Source organism: Thioclava sp. DLFJ5-1 (assembly GCF_002020115.1).
Lineage (GTDB): Bacteria > Pseudomonadota > Alphaproteobacteria > Rhodobacterales > Rhodobacteraceae > Thioclava > Thioclava sediminum.
In genome coordinates this window covers 799,724-819,808 of the sequence record NZ_MPZU01000001.1, presented here as the reverse complement: position 1 = coordinate 819,808, position 20,085 = coordinate 799,724, and the positions used below count along the sequence as shown (strand labels likewise).

19 protein-coding genes are annotated in these 20,085 nt (G+C 65.3%); 9 read left to right on the top strand and 10 right to left on the bottom strand.

Annotation, left to right across the window (positions count from 1 at the left end; genetic code table 11):
- Positions 1-291: 291 nt before the first annotated feature.
- Entirely contained in the window at positions 292-1,122 is an 831-nt protein-coding gene (locus BMI86_RS03970; protein ID WP_078539843.1) for a fructosamine kinase family protein, read from the top strand.
- A 63-nt stretch (positions 1,123-1,185) separates the two neighbouring features.
- The gene (locus BMI86_RS03965; RefSeq protein WP_143594674.1) at positions 1,186-2,244 is read left to right on the top strand and encodes an FUSC family protein; all 1,059 of its coding nucleotides are present in this window, start codon (positions 1,186-1,188) and stop codon (positions 2,242-2,244) included.
- 52 nt (positions 2,245-2,296) lie between these two features.
- Here BMI86_RS03965 and ilvD read toward each other — a convergent pair whose 3' ends face one another.
- Complete coding sequence (gene ilvD / locus BMI86_RS03960) at positions 2,297-4,132, bottom strand: dihydroxy-acid dehydratase (protein WP_078519789.1); 1,836 nt, start codon at positions 4,130-4,132, stop codon at positions 2,297-2,299.
- Positions 4,133-4,391: 259 nt separating this feature from the next.
- Here ilvD and BMI86_RS03955 point away from each other — a divergent pair, with 259 nt between their 5' ends.
- Positions 4,392-6,797, top strand: coding sequence for a ligase-associated DNA damage response DEXH box helicase (locus BMI86_RS03955; protein ID WP_078539841.1), 2,406 nt, complete (start codon positions 4,392-4,394; stop codon positions 6,795-6,797).
- Positions 6,794-7,441, top strand: a complete 648-nt coding sequence (gene pdeM, locus BMI86_RS03950) for a ligase-associated DNA damage response endonuclease PdeM (protein ID WP_078539840.1) — start codon at positions 6,794-6,796, stop codon at positions 7,439-7,441. Before BMI86_RS03955 ends, pdeM begins: the two co-directional genes overlap by 4 nt.
- Here pdeM and BMI86_RS03945 read toward each other — a convergent pair.
- From BMI86_RS03945 to BMI86_RS03920, 6 genes are all read right to left on the bottom strand, one after another.
- Positions 7,414-7,917, bottom strand: a complete 504-nt coding sequence (locus BMI86_RS03945; RefSeq protein ID WP_078539839.1) for a gamma-glutamylcyclotransferase family protein — start codon at positions 7,915-7,917, stop codon at positions 7,414-7,416. The two genes, pdeM and BMI86_RS03945, sit on opposite strands and share 28 nt — an antisense overlap.
- A complete protein-coding gene (locus tag BMI86_RS03940) occupies positions 7,914-8,765 on the bottom strand; it encodes an aldose 1-epimerase family protein (RefSeq protein WP_078539838.1) in 852 nt (283 codons plus the stop codon). Before BMI86_RS03940 ends, BMI86_RS03945 begins: the two co-directional genes overlap by 4 nt.
- Before the next feature lie 417 nt (positions 8,766-9,182).
- Positions 9,183-9,692, bottom strand: a complete 510-nt coding sequence (locus BMI86_RS03935; protein ID WP_078539837.1) for a super-infection exclusion protein B — start codon at positions 9,690-9,692, stop codon at positions 9,183-9,185.
- Positions 9,685-11,640 (bottom strand): DNA topoisomerase IV subunit B, encoded by a 1,956-nt coding sequence (gene parE / locus BMI86_RS03930; RefSeq protein ID WP_078539836.1) that lies wholly within the window; start codon positions 11,638-11,640, stop codon positions 9,685-9,687. The genes BMI86_RS03935 and parE overlap by 8 nt, the downstream gene beginning before the upstream one ends.
- Positions 11,641-11,762: 122 nt before the next feature.
- Complete coding sequence (locus tag BMI86_RS03925; RefSeq protein WP_078539835.1) at positions 11,763-12,098, bottom strand: hypothetical protein; 336 nt, start codon at positions 12,096-12,098, stop codon at positions 11,763-11,765.
- A gap of 219 nt (positions 12,099-12,317) precedes the next feature.
- Positions 12,318-12,977, bottom strand: a complete 660-nt coding sequence (locus tag BMI86_RS03920; RefSeq protein ID WP_078539834.1) for a glutathione S-transferase family protein — start codon at positions 12,975-12,977, stop codon at positions 12,318-12,320.
- A 139-nt stretch (positions 12,978-13,116) separates the two neighbouring features.
- On the opposite strand from BMI86_RS03920, the gene ppk2 reads away from it, so the two are divergent.
- From ppk2 to BMI86_RS03895, 5 genes are all read left to right on the top strand, one after another.
- Positions 13,117-14,130, top strand: coding sequence for a polyphosphate kinase 2 (ppk2, locus tag BMI86_RS03915; protein WP_078539833.1), 1,014 nt, complete (start codon positions 13,117-13,119; stop codon positions 14,128-14,130).
- A gap of 92 nt (positions 14,131-14,222) precedes the next feature.
- The gene (locus BMI86_RS03910; protein WP_078519780.1) at positions 14,223-14,825 is read left to right on the top strand and encodes a class I SAM-dependent methyltransferase; all 603 of its coding nucleotides are present in this window, start codon (positions 14,223-14,225) and stop codon (positions 14,823-14,825) included.
- 262 nt (positions 14,826-15,087) lie between these two features.
- Entirely contained in the window at positions 15,088-15,531 is a 444-nt protein-coding gene (locus BMI86_RS03905) for a cytochrome c (protein WP_078519779.1), read from the top strand.
- A gap of 6 nt (positions 15,532-15,537) precedes the next feature.
- The gene (locus BMI86_RS03900; protein ID WP_078539832.1) at positions 15,538-16,134 is read left to right on the top strand and encodes a cytochrome b/b6 domain-containing protein; all 597 of its coding nucleotides are present in this window, start codon (positions 15,538-15,540) and stop codon (positions 16,132-16,134) included.
- A gap of 100 nt (positions 16,135-16,234) precedes the next feature.
- Positions 16,235-17,593 (top strand): MATE family efflux transporter, encoded by a 1,359-nt coding sequence (locus BMI86_RS03895; protein ID WP_078539831.1) that lies wholly within the window; start codon positions 16,235-16,237, stop codon positions 17,591-17,593.
- Here the strand turns inward: BMI86_RS03895 and BMI86_RS03890 are convergent.
- The 3 genes from BMI86_RS03890 to BMI86_RS03880 all read right to left on the bottom strand — a co-directional run bounded on the left by BMI86_RS03890 (position 17,590) and on the right by BMI86_RS03880 (position 20,049).
- Positions 17,590-18,801 carry a UbiH/UbiF family hydroxylase gene (locus BMI86_RS03890; RefSeq protein ID WP_078539830.1) on the bottom strand — a complete coding sequence of 404 codons (1,212 nt, stop codon included), beginning with the start codon at positions 18,799-18,801 and terminating at the stop codon, positions 17,590-17,592. The two genes, BMI86_RS03895 and BMI86_RS03890, sit on opposite strands and share 4 nt — an antisense overlap.
- Positions 18,802-19,005: 204 nt before the next feature.
- A complete protein-coding gene (locus BMI86_RS03885) occupies positions 19,006-19,233 on the bottom strand; it encodes a hypothetical protein (RefSeq protein ID WP_078539829.1) in 228 nt (75 codons plus the stop codon).
- Positions 19,234-19,347: 114 nt separating this feature from the next.
- Positions 19,348-20,049, bottom strand: a complete 702-nt coding sequence (locus BMI86_RS03880) for a pyrimidine 5'-nucleotidase (protein ID WP_078539828.1) — start codon at positions 20,047-20,049, stop codon at positions 19,348-19,350.
- Positions 20,050-20,085 lie beyond the last annotated feature (36 nt).

Genomic DNA, 20,085 nt, shown 5'->3' with positions numbered 1-20,085 from the left:
ACGGAGACGAGTGTGGGGATATCTCCGTCAGGGTCTCGTGTTGCCCCCCGAGGGACAGAAACGGACAAATCCTCCGGCCCGAGCGCGCTGCACGCATTGTCTCGGCACAAAGGCGTCCAAAATGTCTATGCTGCACGAAGGACTGACCCGCCATGGGGAGGCTGATCGACGGCAACATTGGGCATTTGCACCGGATGGAACCCGTCACGCAACCGTAATCCTGTCGTACAGAGCGGATATTCGCCTGTGGTGCCGCAAGAAAAGGCAAACGACCGAAAACAGGAGGGCGACATGGACGAAACGGCGCGGATATTGGCAGAGGCCGCGCGCCTGCTGGAAATCACGCCGCGACGGGCCGAGCCGCTGGCGGGCGGCGATCTGAGCCCGGTGCTGGCGCTAGACCTGCCGACCGGAGAGCGGGTGATCGCCAAGGGCGGGCCTCACCCCGAGATCGAGGCGAGGATGCTGCGGGCGCTGGCCGAGGCGGGCGCACGGGTGCCGAAGGTGATCGCGGTCTCTCGGGTCTGCCTCGTGATAGAGGCTTTGCCGCAGAGCGGTGGGCTGCGGGGCGCGGGGTGGCTGGAACTGGGCGAGATGCTTCGGCGCCAACATCGCGCGCCGGGGGCACGGGATGATGCGCCCTACGGCTGGCCCGACGATTACGCCTTCGGCCCGGTGCCGATCCCGAACGCAGCGCACCCGACATGGCCTGAGTTCTGGGCCGAGGCACGGCTGCGCCCGTCGCTGCCTGCCTTGCCCGTGCCACTCGCCCGCCGGGTCGAGACGCTCGCCGCGCAGATTGACGAGCATCTGCCGCCACGCCCGTTCCCGTCCTTGCTGCACGGCGATCTCTGGGCGGGCAACGTGCTGGCCGACCAAGGGCACCTGAGCGGGCTGATCGACCCGGCCTGCTATTTCGGCGACGGCGAGGTCGATCTCGCGATGCTCCACCTTTTTGGCGCGCCGGGGCCGGAATTCGCCGCTGGTTACGGCGCGCTTGAACCCGGCTGGCAGGCGCGGCGGGCGATCTATCAGCTCTGGCCCGCGCTGGTGCATCTGCGCCTGTTCGGTTCGGGCTATCACGGACTAGTGGCGGGGCTTCTGGACCGGATCGGCGTCTAGCGGGGAACCAGCGCGTCGGTAAGGCGCTTTGCCTGCATCGAAAGGTGTTACACGGTGCAATTTGTGACTATCTCCCCTACGCAACTTCAGAAGCTGAACTGGTCGCGCGGCTTGCCCGCGGCGCTTGCACTGAGCGGGCTCGTCGCGATCGTGCTGTCGCTCGATCTGCCGCGGGGGCAGGAACTCGCGGCGCTTGGCGCGGGCTTCGCCACCTCGACAGGGCAGGGCAAGTCGATCCGCAATCGGCGCTGGCCGGTCACCTTCCTCGATATTGCGGGCAAACTGGTCGGGATCTTTGCGGGAATGATCGCGGCAAAGGTCATGATCGGTGGCGTCGCGCTGAGCGTGCCGGGAATGCTGCTTGGCGCGTTCGCCGTTGGCCTGCTCTCGCGCCGCGATATGAGCCTGTGGTGGCTGTTTCTGCAAAGCTGGCTGTTCTTCTCGCTCTCGACCTTTCTCGTGCAGTTCATTCCGTCGCCCGGGCCGGTGCTGCTTGCCGTCGGCGGTGCGATGGTCTGGGTCCTGGCGGTGGAAGAGGCGGTGCGGGTGATCTGGAAACACTTCGCACCGAAGACGGGGCCGAAGCTCGACGGGCAAGTGCCGCCCGATGGCGTTGCGCCGCTCAACTCGCTGATCGGTCAGGGGCTGCAGGCGATGGGCGCGGTGGGCTTGTCCTACGGGATCGCAGTGGCTTTCTCGATCAATCACCCCTACTGGGCGCCGCTCTCGGCGCTGTTGATGCTGCGCCCGCGTCCCGGCATGACATGGGACCGGGTGCTGGTGCGCAGCCTTGCGACCCTCGCAGGCGGGCTGGGGGCGAGCCTGCTTGTGCTGTGGCTCGGGCCGGACAGTGTCGTGATGCCGGGGCTCTATGTGATCTTCGGCGTGACTGCGATCCTGTTCGCACCGCCCGCGCATTACCCGACCTTCGTGGCCTTCCTGACCGCGCTGATCGTCGTGATGGTCTCTATGGGCAATGATGCGCCGCTGTCGAACGCATGGGGCCGGGTCGCGGGCACGGTGCTGGGCGGCGCCTCAGCCCTGGCGATGAGCTATCTCGCCCATGCGATCCGCAAGCGGCTCGGTTGGGAAGAAAGCCTGCCCGAAAGCGATGTCGCCTGAACGAAAACGGCCGCCCCGAGAGGCGGCCGTTCCAATTCGCGTGAGGGTGCGATCACTCGGGCAGGATGCGCACGCCGCCCTTCGCCGCCGAGCTGGCCAACAGCGCATAGGCCTTGAGCGCGGTCGAGACGGCGCGCTTGCGCGGCTCTGCCGGTTTCCACGGCAGCGGCCCCATCGCCTCACGCCGCGCGGCCAGCACATTGTCGGCCACGGCGAGGTTGATCGTGCGGTTCGGGATGTCGATCTCGATGATATCGCCCGTCTCGACGAGGCCGATCGTGCCGCCTTCTTCCGCTTCCGGGCTGACATGGCCGATGGACAGCCCCGAGGTGCCGCCCGAGAACCGCCCGTCGGTCAGCAGCGCGCATTTCGCGCCGAGGCCCTTCGATTTGAGGTAGGAGGTCGGGTAGAGCATTTCCTGCATCCCCGGACCGCCGCGCGGGCCCTCGTAGCGGATGATGACCACCTCGCCCTCGACAACCTTGCCGGTCAGGATGCCCGACACCGCGTCGTCCTGGCTCTCGAACACTTTCGCAGGGCCCGAGAATTTCAGGATCGAGTCGTCGACGCCTGCGGTTTTCACGATGCAACCCTGCTCGGCGATATTGCCGTAGAGCACCGCCAGACCGCCATCCTGCGAGAACGCATGTTCCGCGGTGCGGATCACGCCGTTTTCGCGGTCGCGGTCGAGCTCCTTGTAGCGGTTCTCGGTCGAGAAGGCCTGCGTGGTGCGCACGCCGCCCGGGGCCGCGCGGTAGAACTGATCGGTGGCGTCGTCATTGGCGACCATCACGTCCCATTTCGAGAGCGCCTCGGCCATCGTTTCCGAATGCACGGTGCGCACGTCCTGATGGATCAGACCGGCGCGGTTCATCTCGCCAAGGATGCCCATGATGCCGCCCGCGCGGTGGACGTCTTCCATGTGGACGTCCTGCTTCGCCGGCGCCACCTTGCAGAACACAGGCACCTTGCGCGAGAGGCGGTCGATGTCTTCCATCGTGAAGTCGACCTTGCCCTCATGCGCGATCGCCAGCAGGTGGAGCACGGTGTTGGTGGACCCGCCCATCGCGATATCGAGGCTCATCGCGTTCTCGAAGGCTTCAAACGTCGCGATCTCGCGCGGCAGCAGGCCCTTGTCTTCCAGCTCGTAATGGCGGCGCGTGATCTCGACGATCTTGCGGCCCGCCTCGAGGAACAGCTCCTTGCGGTCGGCATGGGTCGCCAGCATCGAGCCATTGCCCGGCAGCGCCAGACCCAGCGCTTCGGCGAGGCAGTTCATCGAGTTCGCGGTGAACATGCCCGAGCACGACCCGCAGGTCGGGCAGGCGGCCTTCTCGATCGCGAGCACGTCCTCGTCGGAATACTTGTCGTCGGCCGCAGCCACCATCGCATCGACCAGATCGAGGTCGTGACCGATGATTTCCGCGCCTTCCTTGCCGGCCTCCATCGGGCCGCCGGAAACGAAGATCACCGGAATGTTCAGGCGCATCGCGGCCATCATCATGCCGGGGGTGATCTTGTCGCAGTTCGAGATGCAGACCATCGCATCGGCACAATGCGCGTTGACCATGTATTCGACGGAGTCCGCGATCACTTCGCGCGAGGGCAGCGAATAGAGCATCCCGTCATGGCCCATCGCGATCCCGTCATCGACCGCGATGGTGTTGAATTCCTTCGCAACGCCGCCCGCGCTCTCGATCTCGCGCGCGACCATCTGGCCGAGGTCCTTGAGGTGGACGTGACCGGGCACGAATTGGGTGAAGGAGTTCACGACCGCGATGATCGGCTTGCCGAAGTCGTCATCGGTCATGCCGGTGGCGCGCCACAGACCGCGCGCACCCGCCATGTTGCGGCCATGGGTGGATCTACGGGAACGATAAAAGGCCATAAGTTTTCCGTTTCTGTCGCGCCCGAGGTGACTCGGGCAATTTCCTGTCGCGGGCCTGAATATAACATGGATCGCCCGATGAACAGTGGCGAGATGGCGCGGGTGGGGTGTGCGATGGTGCGAGATGTTGAGGAGAGCCGCGTCGCGGCGCAAAGGCTGACTGCTTTAAAGAAGGGGCGGGCGCGGCCCGGGCAGGCCGCCTGTGCCAAGAGGTGCCGCAAAGCTTGCGCATCCGCTCCTCACGCCTACCTTTCACGCGATGCCTGACACCGCCGCCACGCCCCTCCTGCCGCAACGCTTCGCCGACTGGTTCGCCAGCCGCGGCTGGCAACCGCACAGGCATCAGCTCGACGTGCTGTCGGCGCGCGAAGATACGCTGCTGATCGCGCCGACCGGGGGCGGCAAGACGCTGGCGGGGTTTCTGCCGTCGCTCGTCGATCTGGCCGAGGGATACGAGGGGCTGCACACGCTCTATGTCTCGCCGCTCAAGGCGCTGTCCAAGGATATCGCCCGCAACCTGCGCGCGCCGGTGGACGAGATCGGGCTGGACCTGCGGATCGAGGATCGCACTGGCGACACCTCGGCCACGCAGCGTCGTCGTCAGCGGGTCGATCCACCGCAGATCCTGCTGACGACGCCGGAGAGCCTCGCGCTGATGCTGTCCTACCCGGAAGCGCCGAAGATCTTCGCAGGGGTCAAGCGGATGGTGCTCGATGAAATCCACGCGCTGGCCGAAAGCAAGCGTGGCGATCAGCTGATGCTCGGCGTCGCGCGGCTGCGCAGCCTGTCGCCCGACCTGACCGTCACCGGGCTCTCGGCCACGGTCGAGGCCCCGGATGCGCTGGCCGATTTCATGGGCGGCGCGCGGGTGATCATGGCCGATCCCGGTCCGCCCCCCGATATCGAGATGCTGCCGACCGAGCGCCCCGCACCTTGGGCAGGCGGCGGTGGGCGGCACGCCGCGCGCGACGTGATGGCGGCGATCGAGGACGCGCGGCTCAGCCTCGTCTTCCTCAACACACGGGCCCAGGCGGAGCTGTTCTTTCAAGCGCTCTGGGAGGTGAACGACAACGCATTGCCGATCGGGCTGCATCACGGCTCGCTCTCGCGCGACGCCCGCCACAAGGTCGAGGAGGCGATGGCCAGCGGCGAGCTGCGCGCGGTGGTCTGCACCGGCTCGCTCGATCTGGGGCTCGACTGGGGCGATGTCGATCTAGTGCTGCAGGTCGGCGCGCCGAAGAACGTCAAGCGCCTCGTGCAGCGGATCGGGCGCGCCAATCACCGCTATGACGAGCCCTCGCGCGCGCGGATAGTGCCCGCCAATCGCTTCGAGATCGTCGAATGCGCCGCCGCCTTGGAGGCCGTGCGCGCGAACGATCTGGACGGCGGGGGGCGGCGCTGGCGCGGACCGCTCGACGTGCTGTGCCAGCATATCCTGCTGACCGCCAGCGCCGGGCCGTTCGAGGCGGATGCGCTTTACGCCGAGGTGCGGCGGGCGGGGCCTTACGCGAATTTGCCACGTGCGGATTTCGACGCCTGTCTCGAGTTCTGCGCGACGGGCGGTTACGCGCTGCGCGCCTATGACCGCTGGCAGCGTCTGTTGCAGCGTGATGGCAAATGGCAGCTCCGCGATCCCCGCGCGACCCGCGATCTGCGGATGAATATCGGCACGATCACCGAGACCGAGAAGCTGAAAGTCCGCCGCATATCCCGGCGCGGCGGCACGCCCTTGGGCGAGGTTGAGGAAGGCTTCGCCGCGTCTCTCACCCCCGGCGACACGTTCCTGATCGGCGGGCAGGTTGTCCGCTACGAGGGCCTGCGCGAGATGGTCGTGGAGGTGACGAATGCCGCCACGCGCGAGCCGAAGATCGCCGTCTTCTCGGGGCTGAAGATGGCGACCTCGCTGGAGCTGTCGCAAAGGGTGCAGCGCCTGATCGCCACGCCCGAGGACTGGGATCAGCTGCCGCCTGACACCCGCGACTGGCTGGCGCTGCAGCGTGAGATTTCCACGCTGCCCGCCCCCGGCACGCTGACCTGCGAGACCTTCCTGCGCGGCGGGCGAGCTTTCTTCTGTCTCTACGGATTTGCGGGGCGCAACGCGCATCAGACGCTCGCGCTGCTGCTGACCCACCGGATGGAGCAGGCGGGGCTCGGGCCGCTTGGTTTTGTCGCCACCGACTACGCGCTGCTGATCTGGTCGATCGATCCGGTCGAAGACCCCGCGCCGTTGCTGTCGGCCGAAGGGCTACGCGAAGGGCTTCGCGACTGGCTTGAGAGCAACGCGGTGATGAAACGCGCGTTTCGCTCCATCGCGACGATCGCGGGCCTCATCCAGCGCAACCTGCCGGGGCAGCGCAAATCGGGCAAACAGGCGACGTTTTCGTCCGATATCCTTTACGACACGCTGCGCCGCTACGACCCCGAGCACCTTCTGCTGCGTATCACCCGCGAGGAGGCGAGCCGCGGTCTCGTCGATTTCGAGCGGATCGAGGAGATGCTGGCCCAAGGGCAGAGAATCGTGCATATCCGCGCCCCGCATGTGACGCCGCTGGCCGCGCCCTTGTTGTTGGAGCACGGGCAGGTTGGCATTCGCGGCGGCACGGGCGAGGCGCGGCTGATGGAAGAAGAGGCGCAGGCGATGATGCGCGAGGCGGGGCTGGAATGAGAGAGATCACCTTCGCGGGGCAACGGTTCATCGCGCAACCGTCGGGCGCGCTCTATTGGCCCGGGGAAGACGCGCTGATCGTGGCCGATCTGCACTTGGGCAAGTCCGAGCGGATGGCGCGGCGCGGGGGCGCGTTGCTGCCGCCTTTTGAGAGCCTCGACACGGTGATCCGGCTGGAGGCCGAGGTGCTGCGGCTGCGGCCTTCGCGGCTGATCAGCCTAGGCGATGCGTTCGACGACGATGCGGCGGCGGGAGAGATCGCGCCCGAGATCGCCGGGCGTCTAACACGGATCGCGGCCCAGACCGAACTGCTATGGATCGCGGGAAACCATGATCCGATCGGCTTGGGCCGGACCGTGGAAGAGACGCAAATCGGCCCGCTCACCCTGCGCCATATTGCAGGCACCGGGCCGGACCTCTCGGGCCATTACCACCCCAAAGCGCAGATCGCGCGGCGGTCGTATCGGGCGTTTCTGGTGGGGCGCGATCACCTGATCCTGCCCGCTTTCGGCACCTATACCGGCGGCTTGGATTGCGACGGGCCGGAGCTGTCGTCGCTGGTCGGGGCAGGGGTCGCCGTGCTGACCGGGCCTGGCATGCCCGTGCGCCCGATCGGTCAGAGCGCCGCGCGCCAGTCTCTATAGCCCGCGCGGACCAACGCTTCGCGGGCGGCGATGAATCCGGGGCGGTCGGGCTCGGGGTCGGGGATCGGCGTGACGTCCGCCAGATCGTCCAGGCCCAGCCCGTGCTCGCGCCGCCCCGCCCGGATCAGCGCGAGATACCATTCGAACGGTGCGATCCCGTCCTGTCGCTGTAGCGCGCGATAGGTGAAGGCGCGCTGGCCATCCTCGAGCGTGAGCGCGATCTTCTCGTAGTGCAGCCCCGCGCCCTCTGCGGCATCGAGCGCGGGGATGTCGGTCTCCGTGATCTCGAACAGCACACCTTGGGTGCGCGCGTCGCTTTCGGTGATCGTAGCCTTCGCGCTCCCGTCGCGCCCGCGTTTCGAGAAATCGAGCGCATGTCCGGGAACCTCCGCCAACCCGAGCACGCGCGCCGAGGGGCAGCGCGCGGCAAGCCGCGAGGTCAGCAGGTTGGAGCCATAGGCGAGGTAGGGGATCATCCGCTCACCTGTAGGGTCATCGCGAATGTCTCCTGCGCGCCGGGGGGCAAGATCATGCTGTCGGGCCGCGCGGCCAGTTCCGGCCCGGCCCCTTCCGCGGCAGGCAGCCCATGCCACGGCTCGATGCAGATATAGGGCGCACCGGGTTTCTGCCACAGCGCGAGATTGGGCAAGTTGGAAAAGCGGAAATCGAGCACCGGCGCCCCGTCGGCGCGGTAGCGCAGCCCGTCGCCCGCGCCTTCGGGGAAGATCATCGCATCGTCCTCATACTGCGCCGGATCGAGGGTCAGCGCGCCCGCCGTTAAGGGCGAGGGCATCCGCGCGCGCCCCAGCATCCCATCCGCGAGCCGCGCCAAGGCAGGCTCCGCCCCGTTGCGCAGCTCGATCCGGTGCGGGCCGGTCGCGCCGGGCAGCGGCCAGCGGAACGCGGGGTGAAAGCCGAAGGAAAACGGCATCTCCCGATCGCCCGTATTGCTGACCGTGGCGGTGACGCGCAGCTCCGCCCCCAGGACCTCGTGGACGATCTCGAGCCGGAAATCGAACGGATAGGCCGCGGTCTCCTGCGAGGGTTCGAGCAGGTGGCAGCAGCGGCTTTGCGTCAGCTCGGTCACGCGGAAGGGCAGACGGCGGGCGAAGCCGTGCTTGGGGATTGCGTGGGGCGTGCCGTCGATCGTCACCCCTTCGGGCGCGGGAAGGCCGACGATGGGAAACAGGATCGGGGCCTGCCCGCTCCACCAGGCCGGGTCACCCTCCCAGAGCAGTTCCTGCCCCTGATAGCTCAGCCCCTGCATCTCGGCGCCCAGATCGGCGATGGTGACGCTGAGGCTTTGGGAAGAAATCTGGGGCATGTGTCGGGATCCGAAGGTTGTGACGTATCGCGCCTTGGTATCGCGCCGCCGGAGATGATCCAAGCCCGTGTCCGTTTCGTGCCACGCGAGGAGGGGTGAGCCGGGACTAGCGGCCTTCCAGTGGAAGGACGCCCCGGCGAACGCCCGGAGCGCGAGCGGAGGGCCGGACGGGCGCGTGTGGCGAGAGACGAGGGCAGCGCCCGACCCTTGGGGTGAGCCGCGTCTCGGAAGGCTTCCAGTGGAAGCCTTCAGCGGCGAACGCGCCGCGGGTCGCGGCGCAGGGGGCGCTTTGCTCTCGTCTGGTTTGAGCGGTTTATCTTGCAAGCCCGGAGGACGGGGAGGCTGCGGGCTGTGTCGCCAATGCGCCCTCCCTGGGGGAGGGTCGGGCGCTGCCCGGGCTGGTCGCCCGGGCGGACATCAGTCCAGAAAATCCGGGTGCTTTCTTAGTATCTTCAAAGCTACTGGCTGGATTGAGAATGCAAAAAGATCGCCTGCCCCGGGAATGCCGAGGTGGGAGGACCGAGTTAGTATCTTCTTCCCCTCCAAGAAATTTGGGGTGCCAGATGAAAGAGGAAACACAGCCGTCGAACGATCTTCCGATATGAAACTACGAAGTATCTGTTTCTCGTCATTCGACAGATTGGCGAGGTGGTGCTTCAAAAAGCGATAGTGGCGCCGATTGACGATGGCCTGGGTGACACTCTTCTTAAGCCAGTCAAAGACCTCCACAGCTAAAATACCAAGCGACAGAAGAAACAACAGTCCGACTGCAGGCCGAGATGTTGATAAAATTTTGGCCAAACCAAAGGTTTCTCTAATGTTCCCGGGAAGAAATAAGACTGCACCAGAAACAACGAGAAATGCCAGAGCTGTCCGCCAAGCAAAAGGTCTTAGAGCTGAAAGGCCCGCCAAGAGGCTCTCAAACATCCAGCTCCTCCACGAACTGCGCGTTCTCCTGAATATACTGGAACCGCAGTTCAGGCTTTTTCCCCATCAACCTTTCCACCAGATCGCCGGTCTCGTTCGGCTCGTCGTCGTGGATCGTCACCCGGATCAGCTTGCGGGTCTCGGGGTTCATCGTGGTCTCTTTCAGGTCCTTCGCGTCCATCTCGCCCAGACCCTTGAAGCGCTGCACGTCGATCTTGCCTTTGCCGCCCAGACCTTTCTCCAGCATCGCGTCCTTCTCGGCGTCATCGGCCACATAGACGCGCTTGGCGCCTTGGGTCAGGCGATAGAGCGGCGGGCAGGCCAGATAGAGGTGCCCCTGGTCGATCATCGGGCGCATCTGGGTGAAGAAGAAGGTCATCAGGAGCGAGGCGATGTGGGCTCCGTCCACGTCCGCGTCGGTCATGATGATGATCTTGTCGTAGCGCAGATCGTCGACGTTAAACTTGGTGCCGAGCCCCACGCCGAGCGCCTGCGTCAGATCGTTGATCTCCTGGTTCGAGCCGAGCTTGGAGCTTGCCGCGCCCAGCACGTTGAGGATCTTGCCGCGCAGGGGCAGCAGCGCCTGGTTCTTGCGGTCGCGCGCCATCTTGGCCGAGCCGCCTGCCGAGTCGCCCTCGACGATGAACAGCTCCGTGCCCGAACGGTTCGTGGCCGAGCAGTCGACCAGCTTGCCGGGCAGGCGCAGCCGCTTGGTGGCCGATTTGCGCTGGGTCTCTTTCTCCTGCCGACGCTTGAGGCGTTCTTCGGCGCGCAGCACGAGGAAATCGAGGATCGCACCGGCGGATTTCGTGTCCGAGGCCAGCCAGTTGTCGAAGTGGTCGCGCACCGCGCCTTCGACCAGACGCTGCGCCTCGACGGTGGCGAGGCGGTCCTTGGTCTGGCCCACGAATTCCGGCTCGCGGATGAAGCACGAGACCAGCGCACAGCCGCCTGTGATCAGGTCGTCGCGGGTGATCTGCGCGGCCTTCTTGTTGTTCACCAGCTCGCCATAGGCGCGGATGCCCTTGAGGATCGCCGACCAGAAGCCCGCCTCATGGGTGCCTCCCTCGGGGGTGGGCACGGTGTTACAGTAGGACTGGATGAAGCCGTCGCGCGACGGCGTCCAGTTGATCGCCCATTCGACCGAGCCCGGCACGTTGAACTTCTCGCGGAACTCCACCTTGCCCGAGAAGGGGCGGTCGGCATAGGTGCTCGCGCCGCTCAGCGTCTCGGTCAGGTAATCTGCGAGGCCGCCGGGGAAGTGGAAAGTCGCCTCGGTCGGGGTCTCGCCATCGTCGACCTCGGACTTCCAGCGAATCTCCACGCCCGAGAAGAGATACGCTTTCGAGCGCACCATCTTCAGCAGACGTGCAGGCTTGAACCGGTGGTGGCCGAAGATCTGCTCGTCGGCATGGAAGGTGACGGTGGTGCCGCGACGGTTGGGCGCCGCTCCGATCTTCTCCACCGGACCTTCGGGGATGCCGCGCGAGAAGCGCTGTTCATACAGCTCCTTGTTCTTGGCGACCTGAACGACCATCAGGTCCGACAGCGCGTTGACCACCGAGGCGCCCACCCCGTGCAGACCACCCGAGGTCTCGTAGGCGTCGCCCGAGAATTTGCCGCCCGCATGCAGCGTGCAAAGGATGACTTCCAGCGCGGATTTGCCGGGGAATTTCGGGTGCGGGTCGATCGGGATGCCGCGCCCGTTGTCGCGGATGACGACGGAATGATCGGCGAGCAGTTCGACCTCGATGCGGTTGGCGTGACCGGCCACCGCTTCGTCCATCGAGTTGTCGAGCACCTCGGCCACCATGTGATGAAGCGCGCGCTCGTCCGTGCCGCCGATATACATGCCGGGGCGTTTTCGCACGGGTTCGAGACCTTCGAGCACCTCGATCGAGGAGGCGTCATAGGAATCGGTCTGGGGCGTCAGAAGATCGTCGGCCATGCTGCTCGCTTTCTCTTGTAGTTTTCTAAACAAGAGATACCGCAGGTTGGGGCGGAGGAGCAAGAAGACCCCACCGCCCCGATCCGCTTCGAAAGCCCCACACCCCCGAAAACGTCCGGCCCTTACGCGACGCGCGCCATGAGCAGCATCGACCCCACCGCCATCGCGATACCGAAGACTTCCCGCAAGGCGAGTTTTTCACCGAACAGGACGACTCCCATCGTCACCAGAGCCATCAATGTGAAAAGCGCCGAGGCCACGCCCGTTTGTGCCAGCGACACATGCCGCATAGCCAGAAACCAACCTGCTGCCGAAGCGGCGTAAAGCACGCAACCTAGGAAGACAGACGGCGAATGCAGCGCGTGACCTTTATCAACGGCGGATTTCAGAACGAAATCTCCCGCGATCACGATCAGCGTCGCACCCAAACACAGGCCGTATCCAAGCAAAGCAGACATGGTTACCTCGAACCCTCTTCACCCCGACAAAATGACGTAAGGGAAGCTGCATTGCTAAGAGGAATTCACCCCGCTGCGGAAAACCCGACCACTTGGTCAGGGAGACCTGACTGAAAGGCGAAGTTGGGTTGAGCGCCTGCCCATCGCTTGAGCAGAGTGCGTATCCGCGCCGTCTTCGCATACACCTTTCGAATTAGGCGCGACGCGAGGTTCGCCGAATCAAACCGCCTCGGCTTCGCGCTTCTCCCACATCGCGCGGAAGGCTTTCCGGCTCTGGCACAGCTTGATCCAGCTTTGCAGGCGCGGGTAGGGGGCGAGGAAATCCGGGTGGTCCTGTCCGTAGCGCAGAACCTCGGCCAGATTGAGATCGGTCACGGTGAACCGGCCGCCCACGATATGGCTATGCGTCTCCAGATGGGTCTCGAGCGTGGTCAGCGGTCGGGCGAGCTTCGAGCATAGAGAAGCAATCTCGGCCTTGCCCTCGGGCGTGTCCTGCTCCTTGCGGCGATAGACGAAGCTCAGCGCGAGCGCGTCGGTCTCGATCCAGGTCGCGGCGAAGAGCGCCCATTGCTCCATTTGCGACAGTTCGCGCTCGTGCGCAGGGGCGAGCGGCCCTCCCGCCTTACGTGCGAGATGCAGGTTGATCGCGAGCGACTCCGTCAAGATCAGCCCGTCTTCCTCCAGCACCGGGATCGCGCCCATCGGCGAGAGCTTGCGAAATTCGGGCGAGCGGGTGTTGAGCGGAACCTCCGGCGCGAGCGGATCCTTGAAACGGTTCGCCTGCACGACTCGGCGCAGACGGAACGGCAGGCCCAACTCCTCGAGCAACCACAGCGCCCGGCTCGCCCGCGAATGATAGTTGCCGTAGATCGTGATCATGTCCGTTCCTTCGTTTCGCTCGATTTTGTGGCGTTTTTGCCGACGGAGGCCCAGCAGACACGGGTTTTTGATGCGTATCAAGGCACATCACGCGGGATTGCGCGATGCTCCGCAAGGTTCAGCCAACGGAGGGATACGCATGAAAGATCAGCTCATGAGCGACGCGACGAAACCGGCCAAGGCCGCAGCCGGGAAGGCAGAGGCTGTCGTCAAGCCGATCGATCCCGCCGAGGCGCATCCCGCGATCACCCCGCCAGAGCCGAAGACGACCGGCCCGAAGAGCTTCCCGCGCGTCGATCCCAGTGCGGTGCGGCTGGCTTTCGAGACCGGGAAATACCCCTACAAGCGCAAGATGGCGCGCGCCGCCTATGAGAAAGAAAAGGCGGAGCTTCAGGCCGAGTTGCTGAAGGTCCAGAAATGGGCGCAGGAGAGCGGCGAGAAATTCGTGATCCTTTTCGAGGGCCGCGATGCGGCGGGCAAGGGCGGTACGATCAAGCGCTTCACCGAACATCTCAACCCGCGCTTTGCCCGGGTCGTCGCACTCAACAAGCCCTCGGAAGAGGAACTCGGTCAGTGGTATTTCCAACGCTATGTCGAGCATCTGCCGACCGCGGGTGAGATGACCTTCTATGATCGCAGCTGGTATAACCGCGCGGGCGTGGAGCGCGTGATGGGGTTCTGTAAGCCCAACGATTATCTCGAATTCATGCGCCAGACCCCGGAACTGGAGCGTATGTTCGTGCGCTCGGGCATCCGGCTTTACAAATACTGGTTCTCGGTCACCCGCGAGGAGCAGCGCCGCCGCTTCCAATCGCGCGAAACCGATCCGCTCAAGCGCTGGAAGCTGTCGCCGATCGATCTGGCGAGCCTCGATCGCTGGGACGATTACACCGAGGCGAAAGAGGCGATGTTCTTCTACACCGACACCGCCGATGCGCCATGGACCATCGTGAAGTCGAACGACAAGAAGCGCGCGCGGCTGAACTGCATGAAGCATTTCCTGTCGACGCTGGACTATCCCGACAAGGATCCCACGATCGCAACTCCGCCCGATCCGCTGATCGTGGGCCATGCGAGCCATGTCGTGCATTCGTCCGAGCATATTCTTGGCGCATCTCTTCATCCCGATCAGCGCCGCGTGACCAAATCCTGAGCATGTGATTGCCGATGGCGATTTCGGTGACCGGTGGGGCTTGTCCCTCCGCCGGTTGCATTCCATGTGAAGGGTAACAACCGGAGGAGAGTATGGGCTGGAACGAAAGATTCGCCGGAGAAGAATTTCTCTATGGCACGACCCCGGCGGATTTCGTGGCGCGTCAGGCATGGCGTCTCGCTCCGGGGGCGCGGCTTCTGAGCATCGCTGACGGCGAAGGGCGCAACGGCACCTATCTCGCCAGCCTCGGAGTGCAGGTCACAGCCCTCGAACCGTCGGAAAACGCGCGCCGCAAGGCCGCTGAACTGGCGCAGGAGCGGGGCGTGTCGATGCAGACGATCGACGCCGATCTTCGCGGCTATGACTGGCCACGCGGCGAATATGACGCCGTTCTCGCCTGTTTCATCCAATTCGCCGATACCGCCTTTCGGGCGGAGATTTTCGACGGCATCGCGACCGCGCTCAAACCGGGCGGGCTCGCATTGATCCACGGCTTCGCGCGACGCCAGCCGCGCTACGGGACCGGCGGGCCGGGGGTCGTGGAGCAGCTCTACGATCTCGATCTCCTGCGCGACGCCTTCCCGCGCTGGGAGGTGCTGCATCAGGCCGATTACGATGCCGATCTCGACGAGGGCGCGGGCCATTCCGGCCGCGCCGCCCTGATCGATTTCGTCGCCCGCAAACCCGAGCGCTGATTCCGCAGATTTCGGCATAAAGTCAGGGTTTCGCGCGGCTTATACGCGGGGTGCCTGACGTTCCGTCGCAACTTAAGTGCGATTTCTAGGCGATTTGCGCGTTCGATCGGCAATAGGCCGGAACCTGCCTAAGACCCGGTGCCTCCCTATCGTCCCGGTAGGGGAAATGTGTGCCTGCGCACATAGGAGTGTCTTCGGATTGACACGAATGCGTGTAACCTCAAACCTGTACGTTTCTTGCCATCGCAGATTGGAGTTCCACATGCGTAAGCCTCTCCTCGCCCTGACCTTCACCCTCGCCGCCAGCGCCGCCTTCGCGCAGTCGCCCAAAGACGCTGTCGAAGCGCGCCAAGGTTTCTTCGATTTGCTCGGCGCCCAGATGGCCGTGCTCGCGCCGATGGCGCAGGGCAAGATGGACTTCGACGCCGCCAAGGCACAGACCGCCGCCAACAACATCGCGGCGCTCGCGAAGGTCGATATCTCGCCGCTCTTCGTCGAAGGCACCTCGGTCGACGACATGATGGAGACCCACGCGAAGTCGGAAATCTGGTCGAACATGGACCTGTTCATGGAAAAGGCGGACGCCCTCCATCAGGCCGCGGCGGAAATGCCCGATGCGGCGGGCAGCCTCGAGACGCTGCAGCCGGCGGTTGGCAAGCTCGGCGGCACCTGCAAGAGCTGCCATGACGAGTTCCGTTCGAAGTAACGCAGAATGAAAGACACCGCCGCCTCCCCCGCGAAGAAAACCGTCACGGTCTGGGACCCTGTCGTGCGTCTGTTCCACTGGCTTCTGGTGCTGGCCTTTGCCGCCGCCTGGGGCCTCGGGGAATGGGGGCCGAACCAGATGACGTGGCATTTCTATGCCGGCTACGCGATCGCGGGGCTGCTGGCGGTGCGTCTGATCTGGGGGTTCGTGGGGTCGCGCACGGCGCGGTTCTCGCATTTCCTCTATGGACCCAAGGCGGTGGCGGATTATCTTCGCCACCTGCCATCCAAGGAAAGCTCCGGCCATGTCGGGCATAATCCGCTGGGCGGCTGGTCGGTTCTTGTGATGCTCGGGCTGCTGATCGTGCAGGTCGTGACCGGGCTGACCTCCGATCCGCAGGATTACATCAATGTCGGTCCCCTTGCGGGCTCCGTGCCCGACAGCATCAGCACGAGCTGGGCGCCGAAAATCCACGAATTCGTGGCGACCCTGCTGCTGATCGTCGTCGGTATCCATATCGCGGCCATCGTCTATTACCGGACGTGGAAGGGTGTGAACCTGGTGAAGCCGATGATTACGGGTAAGAAAGAAGTGGGCGAGTAACCGCTCTCTTGACCGCCGCGTCGGGCGGGGCTAGCGCTCGCCCATGACGAGCACCGACCCATCCCAGAGCGCGCCACCGCCTCAGCCGCAAAACCAAGCGATGCCTCTCGCCCGCCACGTGCGGGCGATCTTCACTTTGGGTCTGCCGCTGATCGGCTCCAACCTCGCGCAGATGCTGCTCAACGTGACCGATACGGTGATGGTGGGCTGGTATGGCGTCGAGGCGCTGGCAGCGCTGGTGTTGGGCACCTCCTATTTCTTCTCGATCTTCATGCTGGGCAACGGGATCGCGCTGGCGGTGATGGGGCGCGTCTCGGCAAGCTTGGGTGCGGATGACGAGGTGCAGGCGCGGCGCGACACCCGGATGGGGATCTGGCTGTCGATCCTGTTCGGGCTCGCGATGCTGCCGGTCTTCTGGAATTCCGGCGCGGTGCTGGAGATGCTGGGCCAGAAGCCCGAGATCGCGGCGCTCGCACAAGATTACCTGCGCATCCTCGGCTTCGCGCTCGCGCCCGGCCTCGCGATGATGGTGATCCGTTCGTATCTGTCCGCGCAGGAGCGCACGGCGGTGCTGCTCTGGATCACGCTGGGGGCGGTTTTGCTGAACGCGGGCGTCAACTGGATCCTGATCTTCGGCAATTGGGGCGCGCCGGAACTGGGCGTGCGGGGGGCTGCCATCGCCTCGCTGAGCGCGATGGTGCTGAACCTTGTCGCGCAGGCGATTTATGCCGCGCGTGCGCCGGGCCTGACCCATATCCGGCTCTTCCAGCGGTTCTGGCGGCCCGATTGGGAGGCCTTCTGGATCGTCGCGAAAATGGGCCTGCCGGTGGGGCTGACCTCGGTGGCGGAAGGCTCGATGTTTCAGGCCTCGGCGCTGATGATGGGCTGGATCGGCACGATTGAACTCGCCGCGCACGGGATCGCGCTGCAGGTCTCCTCGATCACCTTCATGGTGCATGTCGGCCTGTCGAACGCGGCCACCGTGCGGGCAGGGCGGGCGCATGGGAAACGTGACCCGCGCCTTCTGCGTGACGGGGCGCGGGTGGTGACAGGGCTCTCCGTGGGCTTCGGTCTGCTGACGGTGGCGGTCTTCGTCTTCGCCGGTCCTTGGCTCACGCGGCTGTTTCTGGACGCGGAGAATCCCGCCACCCCGGAGATCGTCCTTTACGGCGTGCGCTTCCTGATGGTCGCGGCGATCTTTCAGCTGTTCGACCTGATGCAGGTGATGGCGCTGGGCCTATTGCGCGGCGTGCAGGATACGCGCGTGCCGATGTGGATGGCGGTGGCGAGCTATTGGCTGATCGGTATCCCGGCCAGCTACTTTCTCGCCTTCACGCTGGATTTCGGCGGCGTCGGGCTTTGGCTCGGCCTCGTGCTTGGCCTTGCCTCGGCAGGGGCGATGATGATGCGGCGGTTCTGGCGCGGGCCGTGGTTGCAGCCGCGCCAGTCAGTCGCTTAACGCACGCCAAGACCCGCCTTCATCAGCGTCTTGCGCACCGGCCCGAGCGAATAGAGCGCGCCCAGAACGCCAGCGCGCAGGTCGCGCAGCGGCTGGGCTTCGACCATCGAGGCGCGGTTGAGCAGGTCGATCCCCACTTCGCGCGCCTTCACCTCCGGCCAGCGGCGGCGGTGATAGGCATCGAGCATCTTCGCCTCGCCCAGATGCACCGGGTCTTCCTCGGCCAGCTTCAGAAGGCAGGCGAGATCGGCGAGGCTCATGTTCAGCCCCTGCGCGCCGATCGGTGGAATGACATGCGCAGCCTCGGCGATCAGGGCCACGCGCTGGCCCGAGAACCGATCCGCGATCTGCGTCATCATCGGCCAGACCGCACGGCGGGTTTCCAGCTTCAGCGGCCCGAGAAGCCCGGTCGAGCGTTCCATGATCGCCGCTTCGAATTCCTCCGTGGGCAGCGTGGCGAGGCGTTCGGCCTCGGCGGCGCGCTCCATCCAGACGATCGCCGAAGAGGATTTGCCGTCACGGTCGGGCAGCGGGACCAGCGTGAAAGGCCCGCCCGAGCGGTGAATTTCGGTGGAGACGTTGTCATGCGGGATCGGGTGGGTGACCGCGAAGGCCAGCGCCTTCTGGCCATAGCGGATCGTCTTGACGCCAAGCCCCGCCGCTTCGCGCACGAAGGAATTGCGGCCATCGGCCCCGATCACGAGACGCGCGCGCACATGGGTGCCGTCGGAGAGCGTCACCTCGGCACCGCTTTCGCGGGTCACGAGGCCGGTCGTCGCGACGCCGGGGCGGAAATCGACGAGCGGGTTATCGGCCAGCGCGGCCACCAGCTCGCGGCGCAGCAGCCAGTTCGGGAAATTCCAGCCGAAGGGCTCGTCGGACAGGTCGGCCGCGTCGAAATCGCGGGTCAGGCGCGCGGTCGGGCTTTCGCCTCCCGCATCCACGATCCGCATGATCTGCAGCGGCGCGGCATAGGGCAGGAGCCGATCCCAGATACCCGCCGCCTGCAGCACCTCGCGCGACGGGCGCAGGAACGCGGTCGAGCGCATATCCGCGCCCTCTGCCGCCTCTTCCGTGACCGGCGGCGTGGGGTCGACGCAGATCGTGGTGAAGCCCGCCTGCCCGAAGGCTGCGGCTGCCGTCAGACCGGCGACGCCGCCGCCGGAGATCAGGATATCGGTGTCGATGGGTGTGCGGGTCTCGGCCATGGGGCGCCTCCGTCAATGTCCGTGCCACTTTGCCCTCCGGCGCGGGCAGGTGCAATGATCCGCCGCCGGGATGCGACGCGGCGACACAGCGAAACGCAAGCCGAGCGCGTGCAGGTCCGGCAATGCGGGGCGCAAAAAGAAACGGCCCGGATCGCGCGGATCCGGGCCGTGTTCGCCAAGGGCGAGAATTCTTCTAATGCGACGTCAGCCGCCTGCGGTCATCACCACGATGAGGGCGAGCATGATCCAGGTGGCGCCCACGGCCCAGAGGATCAGGCCGCCAAGGCCCATGATCGCGACCATGCCCGCGGCCAGAGCCACGACGACAAGCGCGAGGGTGAACATGAAAGCCGGCGAAATCTGCTTGTGCTCGGTTTCGGAATGATCGGCCACATAGGCCGCAACGCCGGAATCGGCGGTCGTCATGGTCATAATCGATTCTCCCGTTTGCTGTCTCCCTGACAGGCCACCGTGACTTAAAGATGCATCTCGCTCCGATAAAGATGCGAAGCCGTGCCATATTGTCGCAGCGCCGTCACTTTCCCTTCAATCGCGCGTGATTTTGCGCAGGAACCCAGCGAGATCGGCAGTGTGATAGTGGATGTGATCCTCTGGCGCGGGAGCGGGGGCGACATGCACGGTCTTCATCCCGATCGCATGGGGATGGCGCAGGTTGCGGGCGTCGTCCTCGAACATCGCACCGCGGTCGGGTGCGATCCCGGCTTGCGCGAAAACCCGGTCGAAGGCCTCGGCGCGCGGCTTGGGATGGAACTCGGCATGCTCGACGCCATAGACCCCGTCGAACAGCCCGGTCAGCCCGCGCGCCGCGATCACCCGCGTCGCATAGGGGGCCGAGCCGTTCGTGTAGACGATCTTGCGGCCCGGCAGGGCTTCGATACCTTCGCGCAGCGCCTCATCCACCATCAGATGGTCGAGCGAGATCTCGTGCACCTCGTGCAGATAGGGGGCCGGGTCCACGTCGTGCTCGTGCATCAGACCCGCCAGCGTGGTGCCGTAAAGCTGCCAGTAGTGGTTGCGCAGATGGTCGGCCCGCGCGCGATCGACGCCCAGCGAGCGCATCACGAAATCGGTCATCTTCACTTCGATCTGGTCGAAGAGCCGCGCCTCTGGCGGGTAGAGCGTGTTGTCGAGATCGAACACCCAGGCGTCGACATGCGCGAACTCGGCGGCGAGATCGCGGTCGGCAGGGGTGGCGGAGGCGGGGGCAGGCGCGGAGCTGTCTGTCATGGGCTGCAAGCTAGGTCGCGGGGCGCGCAGGTGCAA